Genomic DNA, 20817 nt, shown 5'->3' with positions numbered 1-20817 from the left:
CTTCCATGCCGAGTTCCAATGCCAAGCAGCCGTCCAGGCTGGCCACAGTGCTGCGTGTGACCAGTGGCAACTTCCTGGAGATGTTCGATTTCTTCCTTTACGGCTTCTACGCGCCCTATATCGCGAGCACGTTTTTCCCCAGCGGCGACGACACCGCGTCGCTGATGCTGACCTTCGCCACCTTTGGCGCCGGATTCCTGATGCGGCCTGTGGGGGCCGTCATCCTGGGCAGCTACATCGACAGGATCGGGCGCCGCAAGGGCCTGGTGGTGACGCTGGCCATTATGGCGCTGGGCACGGTGCTGATCGCCTTCGTGCCAGGTTACGCCAGCATCGGGCTGCTGGCCCCCGCCCTGGTGCTGATCGGCCGTCTGCTGCAGGGTTTCTCCGCCGGCGTGGAGATGGGCGGCGTCTCTGTCTACCTGTCGGAAATGGCCACGCCGGGCCGCAAAGGCTTTTACGTCAGCTGGCAATCCGCCAGCCAGCAGGCGGCCATCATGGCCGCTGCCCTCATCGGCTATGGGCTGAGCCGGATTTTGACGCCGGAGCAAATCCACGACTGGGCCTGGCGCATACCTTTCTTCATCGGCTGCCTGATCGTGCCGGTGATCTTCGTCATCCGCCGCTCGCTGGAGGAGACGGCGGAATTCCAGCACCGGCGGCATCGTCCCACCTTTCGGGAGATCGTCCGGTCCATCGCCGCGAACTGGCGGCTGGTGCTGGCCGGCATGATGATGGTGGTGATGACCACGGTGTCCTTCTACCTCATCACCGTCTATGCGCCGACCTATGGCAAAAGCGTGCTGAAGCTCGATGCCGGGCAAAGCCTGCTGCTCACCTTTTGCGTCGGCCTGTCCAATTTCATCTGGCTGCCGGTGATGGGGGCGCTGTCCGACAAGGTGGGCCGCCGGCCTCTGCTGATGGCCTTCACCATCCTGGCCATGCTGACGGCGTATCCGGTGCTGAACTGGCTGGTCCATGACGTCAGCTTCGGCACCATGCTGGTGGCCGAGCTGTGGTTGTCCTTCCTCTACGCCAGTTACAATGCGGCGGCCCTGGTGGCGCTGACGGAGGTCATGCCCCCGGAGGTGCGGACGGTGGGGTTCTCCCTGGCCTACAGCCTGGCGACGGCGCTGTTCGGCGGCTTCACGCCGCTGGTATCGACCTGGCTGATCGATCTGACGGACGACAGGGCCGCGCCCGGCCTGTGGATGGCCGCCGCCGCCCTCTGCGGTTTGCTATCCGTCCTCATGGTTTACCGGCGTGATCCGGTGACGGTGCGGATGCTGGCGGACACGCCATGATGTTAATACCTTGGATAAAGGCGGCCGGCCTTCCCAACCGGTATGACCGCCGTTGACACAGCCAAGCCACTGGACATCCGGTGGCGGGGCGGTAGAAGATGGAACAGGCACGCGCCCGGCGACAGGGCCGGCCATGTTTTGAGGGTGGAGCTGGCGGCGAAGACCGGCCCACCCGTACTCAACTTCGGGGAGTAGCGCACAATGACCTTTACCCACGGAATCCGTCGACGATCCCGTCCGCGGGGCGATCGCCCTGCCGCACCCGGCTTGTCCGGTGCCAGGGAGGCATGCGCATATAGTTGACCTGTCAACGGTCGGCCATCGCGCCCTTCAACGCCCCATACCAATCATGACCGTCTGCGCCGATGGAAGCGGCGCGGCATCATTTGCCATCGGCTGTGCCCACACCCTGCCGGCCCCCGGGAACGATGCTGCGAACCTGACGCTTCCGTTGATGGCCGGCGCCCCCTTCCGGGCCAGGCAGGCCGGGACGGCACCGGGCCAACCGCCAGCGGTTTCGCGGATCGAAAGGTAGAATATTTCCATGAGCAGCTCCGTCACGACGTCCTCCGCCCTGACCGGCTCCCCCCTGAGTGGCGCCACCGGCGCGCCCACGACCAACCAGGCCCTGCTGGACTGGGTTGATGAGGTTGTCGCCCATTGCCAGCCGGCGGCCGTCCATTGGTGCGACGGCAGCCAGGAGGAATATGACCGGCTGTGCGAAGAGATGGTGGCCCAAGGCACCTTCATCCGCCTGAACCCGGCCAAGCGGCCCAATTCCTTCCTCTGCCGGTCCGACGCCGGCGACGTCGCCCGTGTGGAGGATCGCACCTTCATCTGCACCCCGACGTCGGAAGAGGCCGGCCCGACCAACAACTGGGCCGATCCCGCCGAAATGCGCCAAACGCTGCAGGGCCTGTTCAAGGGCAGCATGCGCGGCCGCACCTTGTATGTCGTGCCCTTCAGCATGGGCCCCCTGGGCTCCTCCATCTCCCACATCGGCGTGCAGCTGTCCGACAGCCCCTATGTCGCCGTGAACATGCGCATCATGACCCGCATGGGCGAGGCGGTGCTGCGCCAGCTGGGTGACGGTGGTTTCGTGAAGTGCCTGCATTCCGTGGGCGCGCCCCTGGCCCCCGGCCAGAATGACGTGGCCTGGCCCTGCAATGCCCGGCACAAGTACATCGTCCACTTCCCCGAGACGCATGAGATCATCAGCTATGGCTCCGGCTATGGCGGCAATGCCCTGCTGGGCAAAAAGTGCTTCGCGCTGCGCATCGCGTCATCCCTGGGGCGCGAGGAGGGCTGGCTGGCCGAGCACATGCTGATCCTGGGCGTGGAAAGCCCGGAGGGCGAGAAGACCTATGTCGCGGCGGCCTTCCCCTCGGCCTGCGGCAAGACCAACTTCGCCATGATGGTGCCGCCGGCCGCCTTCGACGGCTGGAAGGTGCGCACCATCGGCGACGACATCGCCTGGATCAAGCCGGCGCCTGACGGCACCCTGCGCGCCATCAATCCGGAGGCTGGCTTCTTCGGCGTGGCGCCGGGCACCAGCCTGAAGTCCAACCCCAACGCCCTGCTGACCCTGCACGCCAACGTCATCTTCACCAACTGCGCCCTGACCGATGACGGCGACGTGTGGTGGGAAGGCCTGACCGAGACGCCGCCGGCCCACCTGATCGACTGGGAGGGCAAGGACTGGACGCCCGCCAGCGGCCGCAAGGCGGCGCATCCCAACGCCCGCTTCACCGCCCCGGCCAGCCAATGCCCCAGCATCGATCCGGCCTGGGAAGACCCGGCCGGCGTGCCCATCAGCGCCTTCATCTTCGGTGGCCGCCTGTCGCGCACCTTCCCCCTGGTGTTCGAGACCCGCGGCTGGAACGAGGGCGTGTACTGGGCGGCGACCCTGGGGTCGGAGGCGACCGCCGCCGCCGTGGGCCAAGCCGCCATTCGCCGCGATCCCTTCGCCATGCTGCCCTTCTGCGGCTACAACATGGCGGAGTACTGGCGCCACTGGCTGGACATGGGCAACAAGATCAATGACCTGCCGCGCATCTACCGCGTCAACTGGTTCCGCAAGGACCAGGACGGCAAGTTCGCCTGGCCGGGCTTCGGCGACAACATGCGGGTGCTGAAGTGGATCGTGGACCGGGTGCGCGGTCGCGCCGTGGAAACGGAAGAGAACCTGTTCGGCCTGACGCCACGCTATGAGGACCTGACCTGGACCGGCCTGGACTTCGGTCGCGACCAGTTCGACGCCGTCATGGCGGTGAACGACGTGGAGGCTGAAACGGAACTGCGTGACCAGTCGGAGCTGTTCGGCCGCTTCGGTGGCGACACGCCACAGGAACTGATCGACCAGCAGGACGCCCTGCTGGACCGCCTGGCGCAGAACCGCGAAGCGGCCTGACACCTTTGTCAGCGGCATGAGGGCACAAGCCTCATGCCGCTGTAGGACGCCACTGCGTCCGCCGGAGCGAGCGCCGCCTTAATAGCCCTTGGCCCAATAGACGAAGGCCACCGTGTTCCAGCTGGCAGGGCCATTGGGGCGGCCGCCGGCGTCCTGGCCGCCGATGACGAAGCCGGTCAGGCTGGGATCATCGAAGGGGATCTTCACGACGGTGGAAGGGGCGAAGCCGCCGCCCGGATCATAGGACATGGTGATGCTGACCTGCCGGCCGTTGCCGGGCGGGATCACCACCTGGCCCACCAGCTTGTTGTTCTGGGCGCCGGTGCCGTTCCAGGTGATGGGCGCCTGGCCCGTGACCTCGATCACGATGCGCTGGGCCCAATAGCCGGAATTGGTGAAGCCGTTGATCTTGATGGTGGTGCCGTCCGGCACAGGGAAGGTGGCGGTGTTGTACATGCTCTTCTCCAGGGCTGGCGCGACAACCTATGCGCGCATAAGCGATATTCCTCCTCATACATCTTTTTGCGGGAGCTTCCTACAAAAATAGATTTCTCAGGTTGTGGCGTTTCCGCTTGCCCCCGAAAGGGAAAGGCCGGCGGTTGGCACCGTTTCACCGGTTGACGCCATGGCCGCCAGGCTGGCGGCGTAGCGGCGGCACACGATCAGCGCCAGCAGGATGCAGATGCCCAGCATGGCGGGCAGGGTCAGCAGCAGCGACAGGTCCAGCCGGCTTTCGTCGCGCAGCACCTTGTCCGTCACCAGGGCCACAACTGACGGGCCCGCACCCAGGCCCAGCAGGGTGGCGATCAGTGCCGCCACGGCGTGCTGGAACCCGCGCAGGCGGTTGGGGGTGATCTCCTGCAAGGCCGGGGGGCTGGAGCCGATGGCCAGGGTCATGCAGCCGATCAGCGGCCCCAGCCATGCCAGCGCGCCGGCGCCGTCTGGCGCGCGCAGGGCGGGGTAAAGCAGCAGGCAAGACGCGGCGGCACCGGCGATCATCACGACCAGGCGTCCCTGGACCAAGCCCCGTCGGCGCAGGAGGTCACCCAGGATGCCGGCCAGCAAGGCGCCGCCGGCGCCGAACACCATCAGGCGCCAGCCCATGCCCTGGCCGATGTCCAGCGGCTTCATGTGGTGGATGCGGGCCAGCAGATGCGGCAGCCAGGCACCCAGGCTGTACAGCGCCATGGCGGCGAAGGTGCCGGCCAGGTTGACCATCAGGGCGTTGACGCCATGGGCGCGGTAGTAGGCCCGCACCTCGGCCCAGTTGGGCGCGGTGTGCGCCCCGGCGCCCGTTCTTTCCGGTTCCCGCACGGTGACGACCCACAGCGCCATCAGCAGGCCCACGGGCCCCAGCAGCAGGAACACCACCTGCCAGCCGCGCAGGCTGCCCAGCAGGGGGAGCACGACATCCGGCGGCAGATGGTGCAGCACCAGTCCGCCCAGGATCAGGGCCAGCCCGGCGCCCACATAGGGGCCCATGTTGTACAAGCCGATGGCCAGGCCCAGGCGCCGGCCGTGGAACAGGTCGCCAATCAGGGAGTAGGCCGAGGGGACCATGGTCGCCTCGCCAAAGCCCACGCCCACGCGCGCCACGAACAGGGCTGGAAAGGATCGCGCTAAGCCACAGGCCGCGGTGAACAGGCTCCAAGCCGCGACGCCGGCGGCCAGCACCGCCGTGCGCCGCCGCCGATCCACCAGGCGGCCGATGGGCAGGCCGCCAATGGCCAGGAACAGGGCGAAGGACAAGCCCTGCAGCAGGCTGAGCTGCAGGTCGCTGAGGCCCAGATCGGCCTTCATCGGCACCGCCAGTAAGGTCAGGATCTGGCGGTCGATGAAGGCCAGCACATAGGCCAGCACCAGCACCACCAAGACATAGATGGAATAAGCCACGGAAATTCCCCACCGTTCCTGGTCCAGCGCCGGCCTTGATTTCCAAATCCGGCACCAGACCTTACCGCTGCAGTATACACATCCATGTAGTCACTTAAGAGTGTGGTCACGGTTCCATCCTCGCCGCTGCCGTGCCGGCCAAAATGCGCTAGGATAAGGAGAAACCTTGGCAGGGAAGGGAGGGGTGGCATGACCCATCGCACCGCCGACTTGGTCGATGCTTATGAGGACAGCCTGCAAAGCTGCGAGATCCAGTTCCGCTCCTTCGGGGCGCGGGCTTCCTTCCACGGGCCCATCCGGACCGTGCGCTGCCATGAGGACAACGCCCTGCTGAAGCATACGCTGTCCGAGGCGGGCGAGGGTGCCGTCCTGGTGGTGGACGGCCACGGCTCGCTGCGCACCGCCCTGGTGGGCGACGTCATCGCCGGCCTGGCGTTCAAGCACGGCTGGGCCGGCCTGGTGCTGTGGGGCGCCGTGCGCGACAGCGTGGCCCTGGCCCACATCGACCTCGGCATCAAGGCGCTGGGCACCAACCCGAAGAAAAGCACCAAGACCGGCGCCGGCCAGGTGGACGTGCCCCTATCCTTCGGTGGCGCGCAGTTCACGCCCGGCGCCTGGCTCTACGCCGATGAGGACGGTATCGTCGTCAGTGCGGTACGTTTGTGAATATTAAAACTTATACGTTGGGAAATTCGCCGAGCAAATTATTCATTCCAAATAGTTCTTTGCCAACTCCAAACTCTTGCGCGACCTCTCTAGAAACCCGAGCCACATCCTCTGCGGTCACAGGACTATGAAGCCACTCTAGCGTGCATGACCTTTTATTATGAAGACTGCTATAATAGACTCTATAACATTCAAATTTTCCTAATATAATTTTCTCAATTCTTCTGGCGTTTTCAATGGAACATATTGACAAAAGGGGAAAAATATCGAATAATTTTTCTTCTTGCTCTCTTTCATTAAATACATATTTGTAATTTTTTGTTCTTTCTATAAAACTTCTAGCCGATCCAAATTTTACATTGCTTTTGTCCGCCATGAAGCAAAACTTATCCCTTTTTCCGCGATCAATAGGAGCCGACGCAGAGACATTCAGGCGCAGTACGTACAATACGTTTGGGTAATCGTTCAAATAATCTCTCATTTTAGCTTCCGTCAAGCGTGCGGACTATGGCAGCGGAATGAATTCCTTGTCGTCCAGGTCCGGCAGCTTCATGCGGCCGGCGCGCCAGTCGGCCTTGGCCTGCTCGATCCGCTCCTTGCGGGAGGAGACGAAGTTCCAGTCGATATAGCGGTCGCCCAGCGGCTCCCCGCCCAGCAGCATGACCACCGCAGGGGTGACGGCGGTGAACAGCACCGGCTGGCCGGGGGCGAACACCAGCATGTGGCCGGCCTCCACCGTCCTGCCTTCCACCTCCACCGAGCCGACGGCGACATAGGCTGCGCGCTCCGGATACTCGGCCGGCAGCTGCGCCTTGGTGCCGGGCTGCAGCACCCAGTGCACATAGAACAGGGGGGAGTGGGTCTTGACCCCGGCCTTGGCGCCGAAGGCCTCACCCGCCACCAGCCGGGCCCACAGCCCGCCATGCTCATAGGTGGGCAGGTCGTCCGCACCGTAATGATGAAAGCTGGGGTCGGTCTCCTCATCCGCCTCCGGCAGAGCCACCCAGGCCTGGATGCCGTGCAGGGCGCCGCCCTCGGCCCGGGCCTTTTCGAAGCGCTCGGAATGGGTGATGCCGCTGCCGGCGGTCATCCAGTTGACCTCGCCCGGGCGGATGGCCTGTTCGGAGCCCACACTGTCGCGGTGCATGATCTCACCATCAAACAGGTAGGTGACGGTGGACAGGCCGATGTGCGGGTGCGGGCGCACGTCCCGCTCCAGCGGGATGCCCTTGGGGAAGTCCACCGGGCCCATGTGGTCGAAGAAGACGAAGGGGCCGACATGGCGGCGCTGGGCCACGGGCAGGATGCGCCCGACCTCGAACCCGCCCAAGTCGCGCCGCCGCTGGTCGATGACGAGTTCGATCATGATGCTTTTCCCCCTTAGGCCTTGGGCGGGAAGGATGCCAACGACGCGGTTGGGGTTCAACCGTTTAGCGACGGCCGCCCCACTTCATAGCACATGGCGCAACAGGGCTGTGACGGCCACGCCGACGATGACGGTGGGCAGCATGGGGAAGCGGCAGGCCATGGCAAGGGTCACCGCCAGGCCCAGCAGGTCCGCCGGATTGGTGGTGGTTAAGGCCGGCGCGATGACGGAGATCAGCACGGCGCCCGGCACCGCCTCCAGCACCGCGGTGGCGCGGGCACTGAGGGCGCGGTTGCGCAGTACCAGGTATCCCGTGACGCGGGTGGCGTAGGTCACCGCCATCATGGCCAGGATGGCCAGCAGGGACGGTACGTCCAAGGTGAGATAGCGGGCGAAGTCGCTCACGACGCGGCCTCCCGGGTTTCGGTGCCGGCAACGAAATAGGCGACGGCCAGGCCGGCCAGCGTGCCGGCCGGCACGTACCAGGCGCCCGGCACCGCCAGATGGGTGACAGCGGCCACGCCCAGGCTGACCGGCCAGGGCAGGGCGCGGCGCCAGCCCTTCCACATGCCGCGGATCAGCACCAGGAAGACGGCGGTGAAGGCCATGTCGAAGCCATAGGCGTGGGGGTTGCCCAGCACCGGCCCCACCACCGCCCCCAGCACCGTCACCGCCACCCAGGCAATGTAGAGGGAGACGGCGAGGCCGGCATAGTAAGGCAGGCTGATGCCCGGCCGGCCGGTGACGGCCATGCGGCGGCGGGCATCGTCCATGCCCAGCGCCCAGGTCTCATCGGCCATGACGAACAGCACCAGCGCCGCCTGCCAGGGGCGCAGGCGCCGCAGATGCGGGGCGAATGACGCCCCCATCAGCAGGTGGCGGCAGTTGACCAGCAGGGTCATGCCGGCGATCAGCGCGATCTGCGGCGGGCTGCGCCACAGCTCGATGGCCACGAACTCCGACCCGCCGGCGAAGTTCAGGCCGCACATCAGCGCCACTTCCAGCGGGCTCAGGCCCTTCATCGCGGCCTGGGAGCCCAGCACCAGGGCGAAGGGCGCCACGCCCAGCAGAATGGGCGCCATGGCGGCGAGCCCCCGGCGGAACTCCGCCCACACCGACCGACCGGGCTCCCGCTCGTCCGGGGCGACATCGTCGGGCAAGGCGGTGGCGGTCATGGATGGTCCGTTGGTCAGGGCGGGCCAAAGGCGGGGCCGCAGAGGAGGAGGACGCTTATGGTAGGCGAACGGTACGCCTGGGGAATTGCATAGTCCGTGCCCTTGCCCCGCCAATTTGGCATCCTGCCACCGCGTGCGGGACCCCCCGTGTCACGGGATACCTCTTGCTGCGCCAACAACGAGGAGGGAAACAGAATGCTGACCGTGGACATGGCCGACCTGCCCACCCTGGTGGGACGGGACCTGGGCTACTCCGACTGGGTGGTGGTGGATCAGGACCGCATCAACGGTTTCGCCGACGCCACCGGCGACCATCAATGGATCCATATCGACGTGCCGCGTGCCACGGCGGCCCTGGGCGGCACCATCGCCCATGGCTTCCTCACCCTGTCGTTGCTAGCCGCCTTCAGCTATCAGACGCTGGAGGTGCGGGACGCCGGCAAGGGCGTGAACTATGGCTTCAACAAGATCCGCTTCCTGGCGCCGGTGCCGGCAGGGTCGCGCCTGCGCAGCCGCCAGACCCTGGATTCGGTTGAGGAAAAGGGCGGCGGCTGGGTATTGACCCGCACCGTCACCATTGAAATCGAAGGTCAGGAAAAGCCGGCGCTCTTGGCCGAATGGCTGACTGCTGTCTATCCATGATGGCTAAGTGATGAATGCTTGGTTCGGGCGGCATGAGGAGTATATGCCGCCCACCGATTTTCCTATCCATTTTAAAATACACCGTAATCAGCGAAGGAGTTAAGCAAATAGAGCTGCAATTATTGCCAAATTCCGGCCATATTACGGGGCTGAACTCTAGTCGGTAACAGGCAGGCGCATCGTTTCATGTGATGCCCGCCGTACGCAAATACGGAGGAATAACCATGAATACCCGTCTTCTTCTGAGCAGCGCGGCTTTCGCCAGCCTTCTGGCCGGTGCGGCGTGCGCCCAGTCCGAAACCACGACCTCGCGCACTACGACGACCACCGCCGTTCCTGTGGCCCAGTCGCGCACCACCACCACGGAAACCACCACGCAGCAGCCTCCGGCCCCCGATGCGGCGTCGGATGCGGCCATGGATGCGGCCATGCCCGGTACCACCCAGTCGACCGAGACCTACAGCTCCCAGTCCGGGTCGGACGATGACCGCACGGCCAAGTCGAAGACCACGACCACAACGTACCCGGACGGCAGCAAGTCCACGCGCAGCAAGAGCAAGGTGGAAACCCCGGACGGCAGCACGGTGGAGCATCAGTCGACCCAGACCGACGGCTATGGCAATTCCACCAGCACCACCACGACGACCAGCACGCCGCGTTGACGATAATCGGGGGGTGGATGGCGCCACCCCACCGGCCTGACGGAAAATAAGGGCAAGGCATCCCGACGATGCCATGCCCTTATTTGTCTTTATGGTTTAAATAATGATGTAATTCATTCGAATATTTCTAATGATTAATGACAAAAACATTCCTATTACACACCGAAATCCAGCCATATTCAGAAATAAAATTCAATTTCGTAGCAAGGCGGGCGCGGCAACTCAATCCAATGCGCCCACCGGAAACGCACAATGGAGGAAGTGTCATGAGCACCCGTCTTCTTTTGACTGGCGCGGCCCTGGCGAGCCTGCTGGCTGGTGCGGCTTGCGCCCAGTCCGAAACGACCACCACCCGCACCGTCACCACCAGCGCGGTGCCGGTGGCCCAGTCCCGCACCACCACCACCGAAACCACCACGGTGCAGCCGCCCGCGCCCGACATGATGGCGCCCGGTACCACCCAATCGACCGAGACCTCCTACAGTTCGGTCACGGGTTCCGATGCCGATCGCGTCACCAAATCCCGCACCACCACCACGACCTATCCGGACGGCACCAAGGTCACGCGCAGCGGCAGCAAGGTGGAGACGCCGGACGGCAGCGTGGTGGAGCGCCAGTCGACCCAGACGGATGGCTACGGCAACACCAGCACCACGACCACCACCACCACCACCAGCACGCCGCGCTGAGCGCCGTTGGTGTGACCGGTCCTTGCGACCGGCGAAAACAGGGCGGGATGTCCCCGGGACGTCCCGCCCTTTCTCACGGCCATGTCTTTGAAAAATTCTCATAAATTCCGGAAGTGTGTGGGTGGATAGAAGATCAATTTCATTTTTAATAGAGAGAGGAATATTTTAAATTTCTGAGCCTTTACGGCTTTCGCATTAGGCCAATTGAATCCATTCCCTTGCCAAATTGCCGCCATCATTGGGTAATGAACTGGCCTCTGTAGCAAGGGCAGGCGCGGAAAATTTGAAGGCGCTTGCCGCACTGCGATACGGAGGAACACCATGAATACCCGTCTTCTCCTGAGCGGCGTGGCTGTCGCCGCCCTGCTGGCCGGCGCCGCCAACGCGCAGTTGATCGGCGGCCATGCCACCGGTGCCGTGACCGGTGGCGTCAGCAGCACCCTGAACACCGCCACCGGCGCCAACCTGGGCGCCCAGCAGAATGCGATGGCCGGCTTGAACGCCCAGGCCGTCCCCCGCGCCGCCAGCGGCACCGCCGCCGCCGGCCAGGTGAGGGACAGCGCCGCCGTGACGGCGCAGGACACCACCAATGCCGCCACCGATGCCGCCAAGGCGAACGCCAACGCGGCCGGCAGTACCGCCGCCAGCGCCGCGGCCACCACCCAGGAGGTCGAGAACGGCACCACCGCCGGCGCCATGGGCGTGACCAACGGTACCGCCGCCGGTACGACCCAGACCACCGGCAGCACGAGCACCACGGCCGTGGGCGCCGCCAAAGCTCCGACGCTGCTGAACGGTGGTGCCGGCGTGTCGGCCGGCACCACCGGCGGCGCTGATGTCTCGGCCGGCAAGTCCGGCGTGTCCGCCAACGACCATGCCAGGGTCCAGAGCCAGGACAGCGTGTCCGCCGGGGGCGCATCGGCCAAGGTGAACGCCTCGGGCGGCACATCGACCAGCACCAGCGTAACGCCGCGCTGACCGTAGTGGCGCCTGAAGTCTAAGGGCGGGACGGCTGGCTGGCTGTCCCACCCTTTTCGTTCAGCTGAACACGATGGTTTTCTGCCCCGTCACCAGGATGCGGCGCTCGATGTGCCAGCGCACGGCGCGGGCCAGGACGGCGCATTCGATGTCACGGCCGATATCCACCAGGTCTTCCGGCGTCTGGGTGTGATCCACCCGCTCGATGCCCTGTTCGATGATGGGGCCTTCATCCAGGTCTGTGGTCACATAATGGGCGGTGGCGCCGATCAGCTTCACGCCACGGGCGTGGGCCTGGTGGTAGGGCTTGGCGCCCTTGAAGCTGGGCAGGAAGGAATGGTGGATATTGATGCAGCGGCCCGCCAGTTGGCCGCAGAGGTCAGCCGACAGGATCTGCATGTAGCGGGCCAGCACGACCAGGTCGGCACCGGCCTGATTCACCACGTCCATGAACGCGGCCTCCTGCGCCGTCTTATCGCCCTTCACCGGCAGGTGGTGATAGGGGATGCCGCTCCATTCCACGAAGGAGCGCATGTCGTCGTGGTTGGAGATGACGGCCGGGATGTCGATGGGCAGGGAGCCGGAGCGGGCGCGGTGCAGCAGGTCGTAAAGGCAGTGGCCGAACTTGGACACGGCGATCACCACTTTGGGCTTCACCGTCATGTCCACCAACTGCCAATCCATGCGGAAGCGGCGGGCGATCAACTGAAAGCCCTGGCGCAGGCTGTCCGGGTCGGGGAATCCCGGGCCATCCGGCCGGAAGGCCGTGCGCATGGAAAAGCTGTTGGTCAGCTGGTCGTTGAAATGATTGGATTCGGTGATCGAGGCGTCGTTGTCGGCCAGATAGCTGGAGACGGCGGCCACCACACCCTTCACGTCGGGGCAGGTCAGCACCAGGACGTAGGGGCTGTGGGGGGCGGGGGTCGGCTGCGACGTCACGGCGAACGATTCCTCAAGGCATGCGGGTGTTATTTGGAAGGAAGTTGCCCGGGTCTAGCATAAACCATGGCCCTGTCACAGCCCTGGGCGCGTGCATGCCGGCCATCCCGTGCGGGTCGGTTCAGGCCCGTTCCGTGAGGTCAAGGGCGATCTGCCGGGCGGTGGCTTGCACCATGCCTATGGTTTCCGCCAGGGAACGGACCTGGGGTGTATGCTGCATGAAGGGCACGGTCAGGGCCGCCACCGCCGCCCCGGTGCCACCGATGACCGGGGCGGACAGGTCCATGACCCCCAGGGCGTAGTCGCTGGCGGCCTGGGCATAACCCTGGGCGCGCACGGCATCGGCGCGGGCGGCAAAGGGGGCCACCCGTTCCGGCCCCACGGCGCGTTCCAGCATGGCGCGCCACAGGGCCTGGGTGTGAGGCGGCTGGAAGGCGTACAGCACCATGCCGGACGTAGCCTCCACCAAGCTGCGGTGATAGCCGGGACGCACGGAGAAACCCAGGTGGCCCGGGTTCTCGATGCGCGCCACCACCACCATCTGGTCGTCCGAAGCCACCGCCAGGTGGCAGGATTGGCCGATGGCCAGCGCCAGCTCGCGCATCAGGGGAAGGGCCGCCTCCAGAAGGGTGCGCACCGACGCCCGCGCCATGCCCAGAGTAAACAACTTGTTGGTCAGCTCATAGCCATCGGCCGCCGCCGCCGGCGCGATATAGCCCCGGAACTCCAGCACCTGGATCATGCGGAACAGCTCACTGACCGAGCGGCCCAGCCGGGCGGAAATCTGCGACGGCGTCATGGGCGCGCCGTGGCTGGCCATCAACTCCAGGATGTCCAGCCCTTTCTCCAAGGCGGGCGCCCGGTACTTGCGCACGGTTTCCGCCGCACCGTCGGCCGTGAGGTCATCGGGGGTGTCGAGGTCGGGCACGGTATCATCGGGAAGGGGGGGCATGGATAATCCGGCCTGGGCCTGAGGGCTGGGTTTGCGGCTCTCCGGCTATGCCATCAGGGCGCCCGCCGGGCAAGAGATGGCGTGAGGCGTCTTGACTTACGGACTGTGGCCGATGATTTTATATGCGGAAGGTGATTTCGTATATGAATTGAAAATCGCCCCGCCCCCCGGGAAGGCCGCCATGGACGCATTCTCTTCATTCACCCCGGCATGCCCGCCCTTGCCCCCGCTGGGCTTCGGCGCCGCGGCCATCGGCAACCTGTACCAGCCGGTGGCGGAGGAAGCGGCCCGGGCCGCCGTGACGGCGGCAGTGACGGCCGGCATCCGCTACCTGGATACAGCACCCCATTACGGCTTTGGCCTCAGCGAGAGCCGCCTGGGTGCCGTGCTGGCAGAGTTGGACCCCGGTGAAGAGCTGGTGGTTTCCACCAAGGTGGGGCGGGTGCTGGTGCCGGTTGGCGCGGGCGCGGGCCCGGTGAGGCACGGCTTCGCCGACGCCGCCCCGTATGAGCCCGTGTTCGACTACAGCTATGATGGCGTCATGCGTTCCTACGCCGAAAGCCGGCGGCGGCTGGGGCGGAACCGCATCGACCTGCTGCTGGCCCATGACCTGGGCACCGTCACCCATGGTGACGACCACGCCGTTCATTTCCGCCGTTTCCTGGACGGCGGCTACCGCGCCATGCGGGAACTGCGGGACCAGGGGGCGGTGCGCGCCATCGGCCTGGGCGTCAATGAGTGGCAGGTGTGCCTGGAGGCGATGAGCCATGCCGACTTCGACGTCGTGTTGCTGGCCGGCCGCTACACCCTGCTGGAACAGACGGCGCTGGACGCCTTCTTTCCCGCCTGCGCCGCGCGCGGGGTGAAGGTCATCGTCGGCGGCCCCTACAATTCCGGCATTCTGGTGAACGGCACCCAGGGTGCGGCCCCGCTGTACTACAATTACCAGCCGGCGCCCGCCGCCATCATCGACCGCGTGCGCCGGCTGGAAGCGGCTTGCGACCGCTTCGACGTGCCTTTGGCCGCGGCGGCCTTGCAGTTTCCCCTGGCACACCCGGTGGTGGCCAGCGTCATCCCCGGCATGGCGGATGCGGCACAGGTGGCCCAAACCCGGGCCCTGATGGACACCGTCATTCCACCCGAGTTGTGGCAGATCCTGGGCGCCGATGGCTTGCTGCATCCGGATGCCCCCGTTCCCACTCCCAACACAACGAAAGCCGCATGAGCACGCCCATCTCTCCTCTCATCCTGCTGCATCCGGATGACAACGTGCTGGTGGTCCGCGCCGCCATCCGCGCCGGCGACGCCCTGGAAATCGACGGCACGCCCGTCACCGCCGCCCAGGACGTGACCGTGGGCCATAAACTGGCCCGCCGCACCCTGGCGGCGGGGGACAAGGTGCTGAAATACGGCGCGCCCATCGGCTCCATGACCGCCGCGGTGGACGTCGGCGGCCATGTCCACATGCACAACATGAAAAGCGATTACATCGCCAGCCATACACGACAGGTGGTCGGCGGCAGCGAAGGGGGCCACTGATATGGCGGAGATGCGTGGGTTTCTCAGAAGCGACGGGCGCAAGGGCATCCGCAACGTGGTGGTCGTGGCCTATCTGGTGGAATGCGCCCACCATGTGGCCCGCCGTATCGTCACGGTCAGCGACGACATGGACGTGCACCTGATCGGCTTCCCCGGCTGCTATCCCAACAGCTACGCCTTCCAGATCATGACCAAGCTGTGCACCCATCCCAACGTGGGCGGGGTGCTGCTGGTGTCGCTGGGCTGCGAGAGCTTCAACCGTGAGGCCCTGCGCCAGGTGGTGGCGGCCAGCGGCCGGCCGGTGGAAACCCTGGTCATCCAGCAGGCCGGCGGCACCAAGGCCACCATCGAGGCCGGGCGTGCCGCCGTGGCCCGCCTGAAAGCCCTCGCCGACCAGACGCCGGTGGGGCCCATGGCCCGGCATGAACTGGTGGTGGGTACCATCTGCGGCGGGTCCGACGGTACCAGCGGCATCACCGCCAACCCCGCCGTCGGCCGCTGCTTCGATTGGCTGGTCGAGGCCGGCGCCACCTGCATCTTCGAGGAGACGGGCGAGCTGGTGGGCTGTGAGCGCATCATGTCCGACCGGGCCGTGACGCCGGAACTGGGTGCCGAGATCGAGGCCTGCGTGCAGAAGGCGGAGCGCTACTACACCATCATGGGCTTCGGCAGCTTCGCCCCTGGCAATGCCGAGGGCGGGCTGACCACCCAGGAAGAGAAGTCCATGGGCGCCTATTCCAAGTCCGGCTCCTCCCCCATCAGCGGCCTGATCAAGCCGGGCGACATTCCGCCGTCAGGTGGACTGTACCTGATGGACGTGGTGCCGGATGGGGAGCCGCGCTTCGGTTTCCCCAACATTTCCGACAACGCGGAGATCGTGGAGCTGATCGCGTCGGGCAGCCACGTCATCCTGTTCACCACCGGGCGCGGCTCCGTCGTCGGCTCCGCCATCTCCCCCGTCATCAAGGTCTGCGCCAACCCGGAGACTTATACCCGGCTGTCGGAGGACATGGACGTGAACGCCGGCCGCATCCTGGAAGGCAAGGCCACGCTGGATGAGGTGGGGGCCGAGATCCTGGATCTAGTCGAGGCGGCGGCGGTGGGCGAGCGCACCGTGTCCGAGGCCCTGGGCCATCAGGAATTCATCCTGACCTACAAATCGTTCGAGCCGGTGGGCCCCGCCTGCCTGCCCACGCGGGCTGCTTGAGGAGATCACTAATGGGACGTCTAGAGGGTAAGACGGCGCTGGTGACGGCGGCTGCGCAAGGCATTGGTCGCGCGGCGGCGGAACTGTTCGCGCGGGAGGGGGCGACCGTCCACGCCACCGACATCAACACCGACAAGCTGGCCGAGGTCGCGGGCTGCCGTCACCATCGGCTGGACGTGCGCAGTGACGCGGACGTGGCTGCCATCGCGGCGGAGGTCGGGCCCATCGACGTGCTGTTCAATTGCGCCGGCTTCGTCCATGCGGGCACCATCCTGGAGTGCGATGCGGCCGCCTGGGACTTTTCCTGGGATCTGAACGTCACGGCCATGGTCCGCACCATCCGCGCCTTTCTGCCCGGCATGCTGGAGGCGGGCGGGGGCAGCATCGTCAACATGTCGTCGGTCGCCAGCTCCATCAAGGGCGTGCCCAACCGCTTCGCCTACGGTGCCACCAAGGCCGCCGTCATCGGCCTGACCAAGTCGGTGGCCGCCGACTTCGTGGGCCGGGGTGTGCGCTGCAACGCCATCTGTCCCGGCACGGTGCAGACCCCCTCGCTGGATGAACGCCTGGCCGCCACCGGCGATTATGCCGCGGCGCAGGCCGCCTTCGTCGCCCGCCAGCCCATGGGCCGCCTGGGCCGGGCGGAGGAGATCGCGGAACTGGCGCTGTACCTGGCCAGCGACGCCTCATCCTTCACCACCGGCGCCATCCATGTCATCGACGGTGGCTGGACGGCCTAAGCCGCCGCATCCCCCGCATAAGCCGGAAATCGGGCCCCGCTCCGCCGCTGGTCGCAATGGCCGGATGGCGGCAGCGGTGGCACGATCCGGCCCATGCCGCCTCGCCTAAGCTTCGCCAGAACCGCCCTTATCGCCCTTGCCTTGGTTGGCGGCGTCGCCGGCTGCGCCACGCTGCCCTCGGCCGACCCCGACATCGCCCGGGCACTGGCCACGGCGGATGCGACCAGCCGGCTGGATCTGCTGCGCCGGCAGGGGGAAATCATCGGCGGCGCGCCCTTCGTCGGCGGCAACAGCGTCACCCTGTTGCGCAGCGGCACCGAGACCTATGCCGCCATGGACGCCGCCATCGACGGCGCCCGCACCCGCATCGACATGGAAAGCTATGAGTTCGATGGGGTGGAAGGCTCCCGCTTCGCGGAGAAGCTGGTGGCCAAGCGGGCGCAAGGGGTGGAGGTCAACCTGATCTATGACGCCTGGGGCTCGCAGGACACGCCCAAGGAGGTGTTCGAGCGCCTGCGCCAGGGCGGCGTGAACCTGCTGGTCTTCAACCCGGTCGACCCCGCGACGTTGCTGACCCTGGACGTCAACCGCCGCGACCATCGCAAGCTGCTGATCGTGGACGACGCCGTCGCCATCGTGGGCGGCGTGAACATCAGCGAGGTCTACGACCGCCGCCATCACGCCGGCGCGGGCGCCGAAAACCAGGATCCGGAACAGCGCCCCTGGCGCGATACCGATGTGCGCATCGCCGGCCCGGTGGTGGCGGAGTTCCAGCGCCTGTACGCGGACACCTGGGACCAGCAGCGCCAGGCCCAGGGGCTCGACGCCGCCCCACCCTTGAGCGCGCCGCCGCCGGGCCCACGAACCCGGCCGGGCGACATCGTCCTGCAGGCGCTGAGCGGCGCGCCGACGGAGGGCCGGCCGCTGATCTACCGCAGCCTGCTGGTGGCCATCACCCTGGCGCGCAAGTCCATCCACCTGACCACCGGCTATTTCGTGCCGACGCCGGACCTGGCCCGGGCACTGAGGCAGGCGGCCGCGCGGGGCGTGGATGTCACCGTGCTGGTGCCGGGGCCCAGCGACAGCCCCCTGTCGGTCATGGCCGGGCGCGGCTATTACAGCGACCTGCTGGCCGCCGGCGTGCATATTTACGAGTATGCGGACGCCATCCTGCATGCCAAGACCGCCGTCATCGACGGCGACTGGTCCACCGTCGGTTCCTCCAACCTCGATTGGCGCAGCGTCGCCTTCAACAACGAGATCAACGCCGTGGTCCTGGGCGCCGGGTTCGGGCAGGAGATGGAGGCCATGTTCCAGCATGACCTGACCCATGCCCGGGCGATAGACCCCGAGGCATGGCATCATCGCGGCCTGGACGAGCGCCTGGGTGAATGGGGCGCCCGGCTGGTGGAGGAGGTACTTTAAAGACGGTAGAAGCGCTGCGCCGTGCCGTCGAACACCGCCGGGTGCGCCTCGGCCGGCACCAGATCGCGCGCCATGGCCAGCCAGCCCGCGTAATCGCCTGCCAGGTTCAGCACCGGCCAGTCGCTTCCCCACATCAGGCGGTCGGGGCCGAAGGCGTCCAGCAGGACGTCCACGTAGGGTATCAGGGCGGCAGCCGTCGGCCGGTCGCCAGCCTCGGTCAGCAGGCCGGACAGCTTGGCGTGGACCTGGGGCAGGGCGGCCAGGCCCCGCATGCCGGCGGCCCAGCCGTCGATCTCCCCCCGGGCGATATAGGGCTTGGCGCCGTGGTCGATCACCATGGCCAAATCCGGGTGCCGGCGGGAGAAGTCCAGCAAAGCGGGCAGGTGGGGCGGCAGGACCAGCGCGTCGAAGCTCAGGCCGCACACCACAAGGGCGCGGGCGGCGGCATCGACGGATGGATCGGCGATCCAGTCCACGGGCAGAGACTGCAGCATGGGGCGCAGGCCGCGTATCTTGGGCCGGGCGGCCAGGGCGGCGATGCGCGCTGGCGCGTCCGGCGCCTTCATGTCAACCCAGCCCACCACACCCCGGACGAAGGGCTGGCGCGCCGCTTCCTCCAGCAGGAAGTCGGTGTCCTCGTCACAGGGCTGGGACTGCACCAGCACGCTGCCGGTGACGCCCAGGGGGGCGGCCAGGGCCTCCAGGTCCGCTACCTCATGGTCGCGGTGGATGACCGCCAGGTCGGGCGTGGGCCAGCTGTGCCCGTGCCGGCCCAGGCGCCAGATGTGCTGGTGGGCATCGATCATGCCGGTCGCCCTCAGTGCGTGGCCACGACCTTCAGCCGCTCATCGCGCCCACCCACCGGCGCCGTGCGCCCCGCCAGGCTGAAGGCGCCGACGACGGCGAAGCACACCCCCGGCACCACCATGGCGACGGCGATGCTGGTCATGTCCGACACACGGCCCATGGCCACGGGGATGGCGGCGCCCCCGATGATGGCCATGACCAGCCAAGACGAGCCCAGCTTGGTCAGCGGCCCCAGGCCGCGCAACGACAGGGCGAAGATGGTGGGGAACATGATGGACATGAAGAAGCTGGTGGCAATCATGGCGCCCAGCCCCAGCCAGCCGCCGCCAAACGCTCCCACCAGGCACAGCGCGACGTTGATGGCGGCGAACACGCCCATCAGCCGTTCCGCCGGCATCCGGCCCATCAGGGCGGTGCCGGCGAAGCGCCCGGCCATGAAGGCCACCAGGGACAGGGTGAGGTAGGCGGCGGCCGTCTTCTCCCCCGTGCCGGGCAGGGCGTGCTGGGAATAGCGGATCAGGAAGCTCCATACCCCCACCTGGGCGCCGACGTAGAAGAACTGCGCCACCACGCCGAACAGGAAATGGCGGTGGCGCAGCAGACCGCGGAAGCCGCTTCCATCACCAGCCGCCGCCGTATCCACCCCTTCCTCAGGCCGTTCCTCCGGCCCGTCGCTCAGGGTGGGGAAGCGCACGGCGAACACCACCACCGCCCACAGCAGGACCAGCACGCCCAGCACCAGATAGGAGGACTGGGCCGCCATGGCCTCGGTGTCCCGGAACCGGGCCAGCGCCTCGGGCGATAGGGCGGCCAGTTGCTCGGGCGTGTATTCCACGCCGGACAGGATGAACTGCCGCCCCATGAGGACACCCGCAACGGAGCCCAGGGGATTGAAGGCCTGGGCCAGGTTCAGCCGCCGCTCAGCCCCCGCCGGGTCGCCCAGCACGGTCATCAGCGGGTTGGCGGAGGTTTCCAGGAAGGCGAGGCCGCTGGCGATGACAAACAGGGCGCCCAGGAAGGCGCTGTACGCCCGTAGTTCGGCCGCCGGATAGAACAGCAGCGCACCGATGCCGTAGAGCGCCAGCCCGAGGACAATGGCGGCCTTGTAACCGTAGCGCCGGGCGAACAGGGCCGCCGGCATGGCGCAGAAGAAATAGCCCAGGTAGAAGGCGGATTGCACCAGACCGGACTGCCAATCCTGAAGATCGAAGGCCTTGCGGAACTGCGCGATCAGCACGTCGTTCAGGTTGTTGGCCACGCCCCACAGGAAAAACAGGCTGACGATCAGGGCGATGGGAATCGCCCATTTCGGTTTTGTGGCTTGGTGCTGATGCGGATGCGCGCGGCCGTCCGACATGTCCCCTCCCAGGGTGTTCTTTTGGCCGGCATGTGGCCCGGCTGGTGACCAGCACATCAAATATGA

Annotated in this window: 22 protein-coding genes; 12 read left to right on the top strand and 10 right to left on the bottom strand. The window is 66.5% G+C overall.

Annotation, left to right across the window (positions count from 1 at the left end):
* Nucleotides 1-5: 5 nt before the first annotated feature.
* Both tcuC and FBZ87_RS21295 read left to right on the top strand, forming a co-directional pair.
* Nucleotides 6-1304 carry an MFS transporter gene (gene tcuC, locus FBZ87_RS21300; RefSeq protein WP_145612611.1) on the top strand — a complete coding sequence of 433 codons (1299 nt, stop codon included), beginning with the start codon at nucleotides 6-8 and terminating at the stop codon, nucleotides 1302-1304.
* Nucleotides 1305-1848: 544 nt separating this feature from the next.
* Nucleotides 1849-3714: a phosphoenolpyruvate carboxykinase (GTP) gene (locus FBZ87_RS21295; protein WP_246134521.1), complete on the top strand. Its 1866-nt coding sequence runs from the start codon at nucleotides 1849-1851 to the stop codon at nucleotides 3712-3714.
* A gap of 78 nt (nucleotides 3715-3792) precedes the next feature.
* Here the strand turns inward: FBZ87_RS21295 and FBZ87_RS21290 are convergent, their stop codons facing one another.
* On the bottom strand, nucleotides 3793-4170 hold the full coding sequence (locus FBZ87_RS21290; protein ID WP_145612610.1) for an SRPBCC family protein: 378 nt from the start codon (nucleotides 4168-4170) through the stop codon (nucleotides 3793-3795).
* A gap of 96 nt (nucleotides 4171-4266) precedes the next feature.
* The gene (locus FBZ87_RS21285) at nucleotides 4267-5607 is read right to left on the bottom strand and encodes an MFS transporter (protein WP_246134520.1); all 1341 of its coding nucleotides are present in this window, start codon (nucleotides 5605-5607) and stop codon (nucleotides 4267-4269) included.
* Between the two features lie 189 nt (nucleotides 5608-5796).
* Between FBZ87_RS21285 and rraA the strand changes: the two genes are divergently transcribed.
* On the top strand, nucleotides 5797-6273 hold the full coding sequence (gene rraA, locus FBZ87_RS21280; protein WP_004272192.1) for a ribonuclease E activity regulator RraA: 477 nt from the start codon (nucleotides 5797-5799) through the stop codon (nucleotides 6271-6273).
* A gap of 10 nt (nucleotides 6274-6283) precedes the next feature.
* Here rraA and FBZ87_RS21275 read toward each other — a convergent pair whose 3' ends face one another.
* The 4 genes from FBZ87_RS21275 to FBZ87_RS21260 all read right to left on the bottom strand — a co-directional run bounded on the left by FBZ87_RS21275 (nucleotide 6284) and on the right by FBZ87_RS21260 (nucleotide 8814).
* The gene (locus tag FBZ87_RS21275; protein WP_186454890.1) at nucleotides 6284-6754 is read right to left on the bottom strand and encodes a hypothetical protein; all 471 of its coding nucleotides are present in this window, start codon (nucleotides 6752-6754) and stop codon (nucleotides 6284-6286) included.
* 24 nt (nucleotides 6755-6778) lie between these two features.
* Complete coding sequence (locus FBZ87_RS21270; protein ID WP_145612607.1) at nucleotides 6779-7639, bottom strand: pirin family protein; 861 nt, start codon at nucleotides 7637-7639, stop codon at nucleotides 6779-6781.
* A gap of 84 nt (nucleotides 7640-7723) precedes the next feature.
* The gene (locus FBZ87_RS21265) at nucleotides 7724-8044 is read right to left on the bottom strand and encodes an AzlD family protein (protein WP_145612606.1); all 321 of its coding nucleotides are present in this window, start codon (nucleotides 8042-8044) and stop codon (nucleotides 7724-7726) included.
* Nucleotides 8041-8814, bottom strand: a complete 774-nt coding sequence (locus FBZ87_RS21260) for an AzlC family ABC transporter permease (protein ID WP_211107039.1) — start codon at nucleotides 8812-8814, stop codon at nucleotides 8041-8043. Before FBZ87_RS21260 ends, FBZ87_RS21265 begins: the two co-directional genes overlap by 4 nt.
* A gap of 195 nt (nucleotides 8815-9009) precedes the next feature.
* Here FBZ87_RS21260 and FBZ87_RS21255 point away from each other — a divergent pair, with 195 nt between their 5' ends.
* From FBZ87_RS21255 to FBZ87_RS21240, 4 genes are all read left to right on the top strand, one after another.
* Complete coding sequence (locus FBZ87_RS21255; RefSeq protein ID WP_145612605.1) at nucleotides 9010-9456, top strand: MaoC family dehydratase; 447 nt, start codon at nucleotides 9010-9012, stop codon at nucleotides 9454-9456.
* A gap of 224 nt (nucleotides 9457-9680) precedes the next feature.
* Nucleotides 9681-10118: a hypothetical protein gene (locus FBZ87_RS21250; protein WP_145612604.1), complete on the top strand. Its 438-nt coding sequence runs from the start codon at nucleotides 9681-9683 to the stop codon at nucleotides 10116-10118.
* A gap of 266 nt (nucleotides 10119-10384) precedes the next feature.
* Nucleotides 10385-10807 carry a hypothetical protein gene (locus FBZ87_RS21245; RefSeq protein WP_145612603.1) on the top strand — a complete coding sequence of 141 codons (423 nt, stop codon included), beginning with the start codon at nucleotides 10385-10387 and terminating at the stop codon, nucleotides 10805-10807.
* A 321-nt stretch (nucleotides 10808-11128) separates the two neighbouring features.
* Nucleotides 11129-11785, top strand: a complete 657-nt coding sequence (locus FBZ87_RS21240; protein WP_145612602.1) for a hypothetical protein — start codon at nucleotides 11129-11131, stop codon at nucleotides 11783-11785.
* Nucleotides 11786-11845: 60 nt separating this feature from the next.
* Here FBZ87_RS21240 and purU read toward each other — a convergent pair whose 3' ends face one another.
* Together purU and FBZ87_RS21230 are read right to left on the bottom strand one after the other, a co-directional pair.
* Complete coding sequence (gene purU / locus FBZ87_RS21235; RefSeq protein ID WP_246134519.1) at nucleotides 11846-12724, bottom strand: formyltetrahydrofolate deformylase; 879 nt, start codon at nucleotides 12722-12724, stop codon at nucleotides 11846-11848.
* 121 nt (nucleotides 12725-12845) lie between these two features.
* The gene (locus FBZ87_RS21230) at nucleotides 12846-13676 is read right to left on the bottom strand and encodes an IclR family transcriptional regulator (protein ID WP_145612601.1); all 831 of its coding nucleotides are present in this window, start codon (nucleotides 13674-13676) and stop codon (nucleotides 12846-12848) included.
* A 181-nt stretch (nucleotides 13677-13857) separates the two neighbouring features.
* Between FBZ87_RS21230 and FBZ87_RS21225 the strand changes: the two genes are divergently transcribed.
* The 5 genes from FBZ87_RS21225 (at nucleotide 13858) to FBZ87_RS21205 (ending at nucleotide 18587) form a co-directional block, all read left to right on the top strand.
* A complete protein-coding gene (locus FBZ87_RS21225; RefSeq protein WP_145612600.1) occupies nucleotides 13858-14901 on the top strand; it encodes an aldo/keto reductase in 1044 nt (347 codons plus the stop codon).
* The gene (locus tag FBZ87_RS21220; RefSeq protein ID WP_145612599.1) at nucleotides 14898-15215 is read left to right on the top strand and encodes a UxaA family hydrolase; all 318 of its coding nucleotides are present in this window, start codon (nucleotides 14898-14900) and stop codon (nucleotides 15213-15215) included. Before FBZ87_RS21225 ends, FBZ87_RS21220 begins: the two co-directional genes overlap by 4 nt.
* A 10-nt stretch (nucleotides 15216-15225) precedes the next feature.
* Entirely contained in the window at nucleotides 15226-16422 is a 1197-nt protein-coding gene (locus FBZ87_RS21215) for a UxaA family hydrolase (protein WP_211107038.1), read from the top strand.
* 11 nt (nucleotides 16423-16433) lie between these two features.
* Entirely contained in the window at nucleotides 16434-17162 is a 729-nt protein-coding gene (locus tag FBZ87_RS21210) for an SDR family oxidoreductase (protein ID WP_145612597.1), read from the top strand.
* Nucleotides 17163-17255: 93 nt separating this feature from the next.
* A complete protein-coding gene (locus FBZ87_RS21205) occupies nucleotides 17256-18587 on the top strand; it encodes a phospholipase D-like domain-containing protein (RefSeq protein ID WP_145612596.1) in 1332 nt (443 codons plus the stop codon).
* On the opposite strand, the gene FBZ87_RS21200 is transcribed toward FBZ87_RS21205, so the two are convergent.
* Both FBZ87_RS21200 and fucP read right to left on the bottom strand, forming a co-directional pair.
* Nucleotides 18584-19393, bottom strand: coding sequence for an amidohydrolase family protein (locus FBZ87_RS21200; protein ID WP_145612595.1), 810 nt, complete (start codon nucleotides 19391-19393; stop codon nucleotides 18584-18586). The genes FBZ87_RS21205 and FBZ87_RS21200 overlap by 4 nt on opposite strands.
* A gap of 11 nt (nucleotides 19394-19404) precedes the next feature.
* Nucleotides 19405-20751: an L-fucose:H+ symporter permease gene (gene fucP, locus FBZ87_RS21195; RefSeq protein WP_145612594.1), complete on the bottom strand. Its 1347-nt coding sequence runs from the start codon at nucleotides 20749-20751 to the stop codon at nucleotides 19405-19407.
* Nucleotides 20752-20817: the final 66 nt, after the last annotated feature.

The sequence above is a fragment of the Nitrospirillum amazonense genome, from assembly GCF_007828035.1.
GTDB classification, from domain to species: domain Bacteria; phylum Pseudomonadota; class Alphaproteobacteria; order Azospirillales; family Azospirillaceae; genus Nitrospirillum; species Nitrospirillum amazonense.
This window is presented reverse-complemented; position numbering and strand designations above follow the sequence as displayed.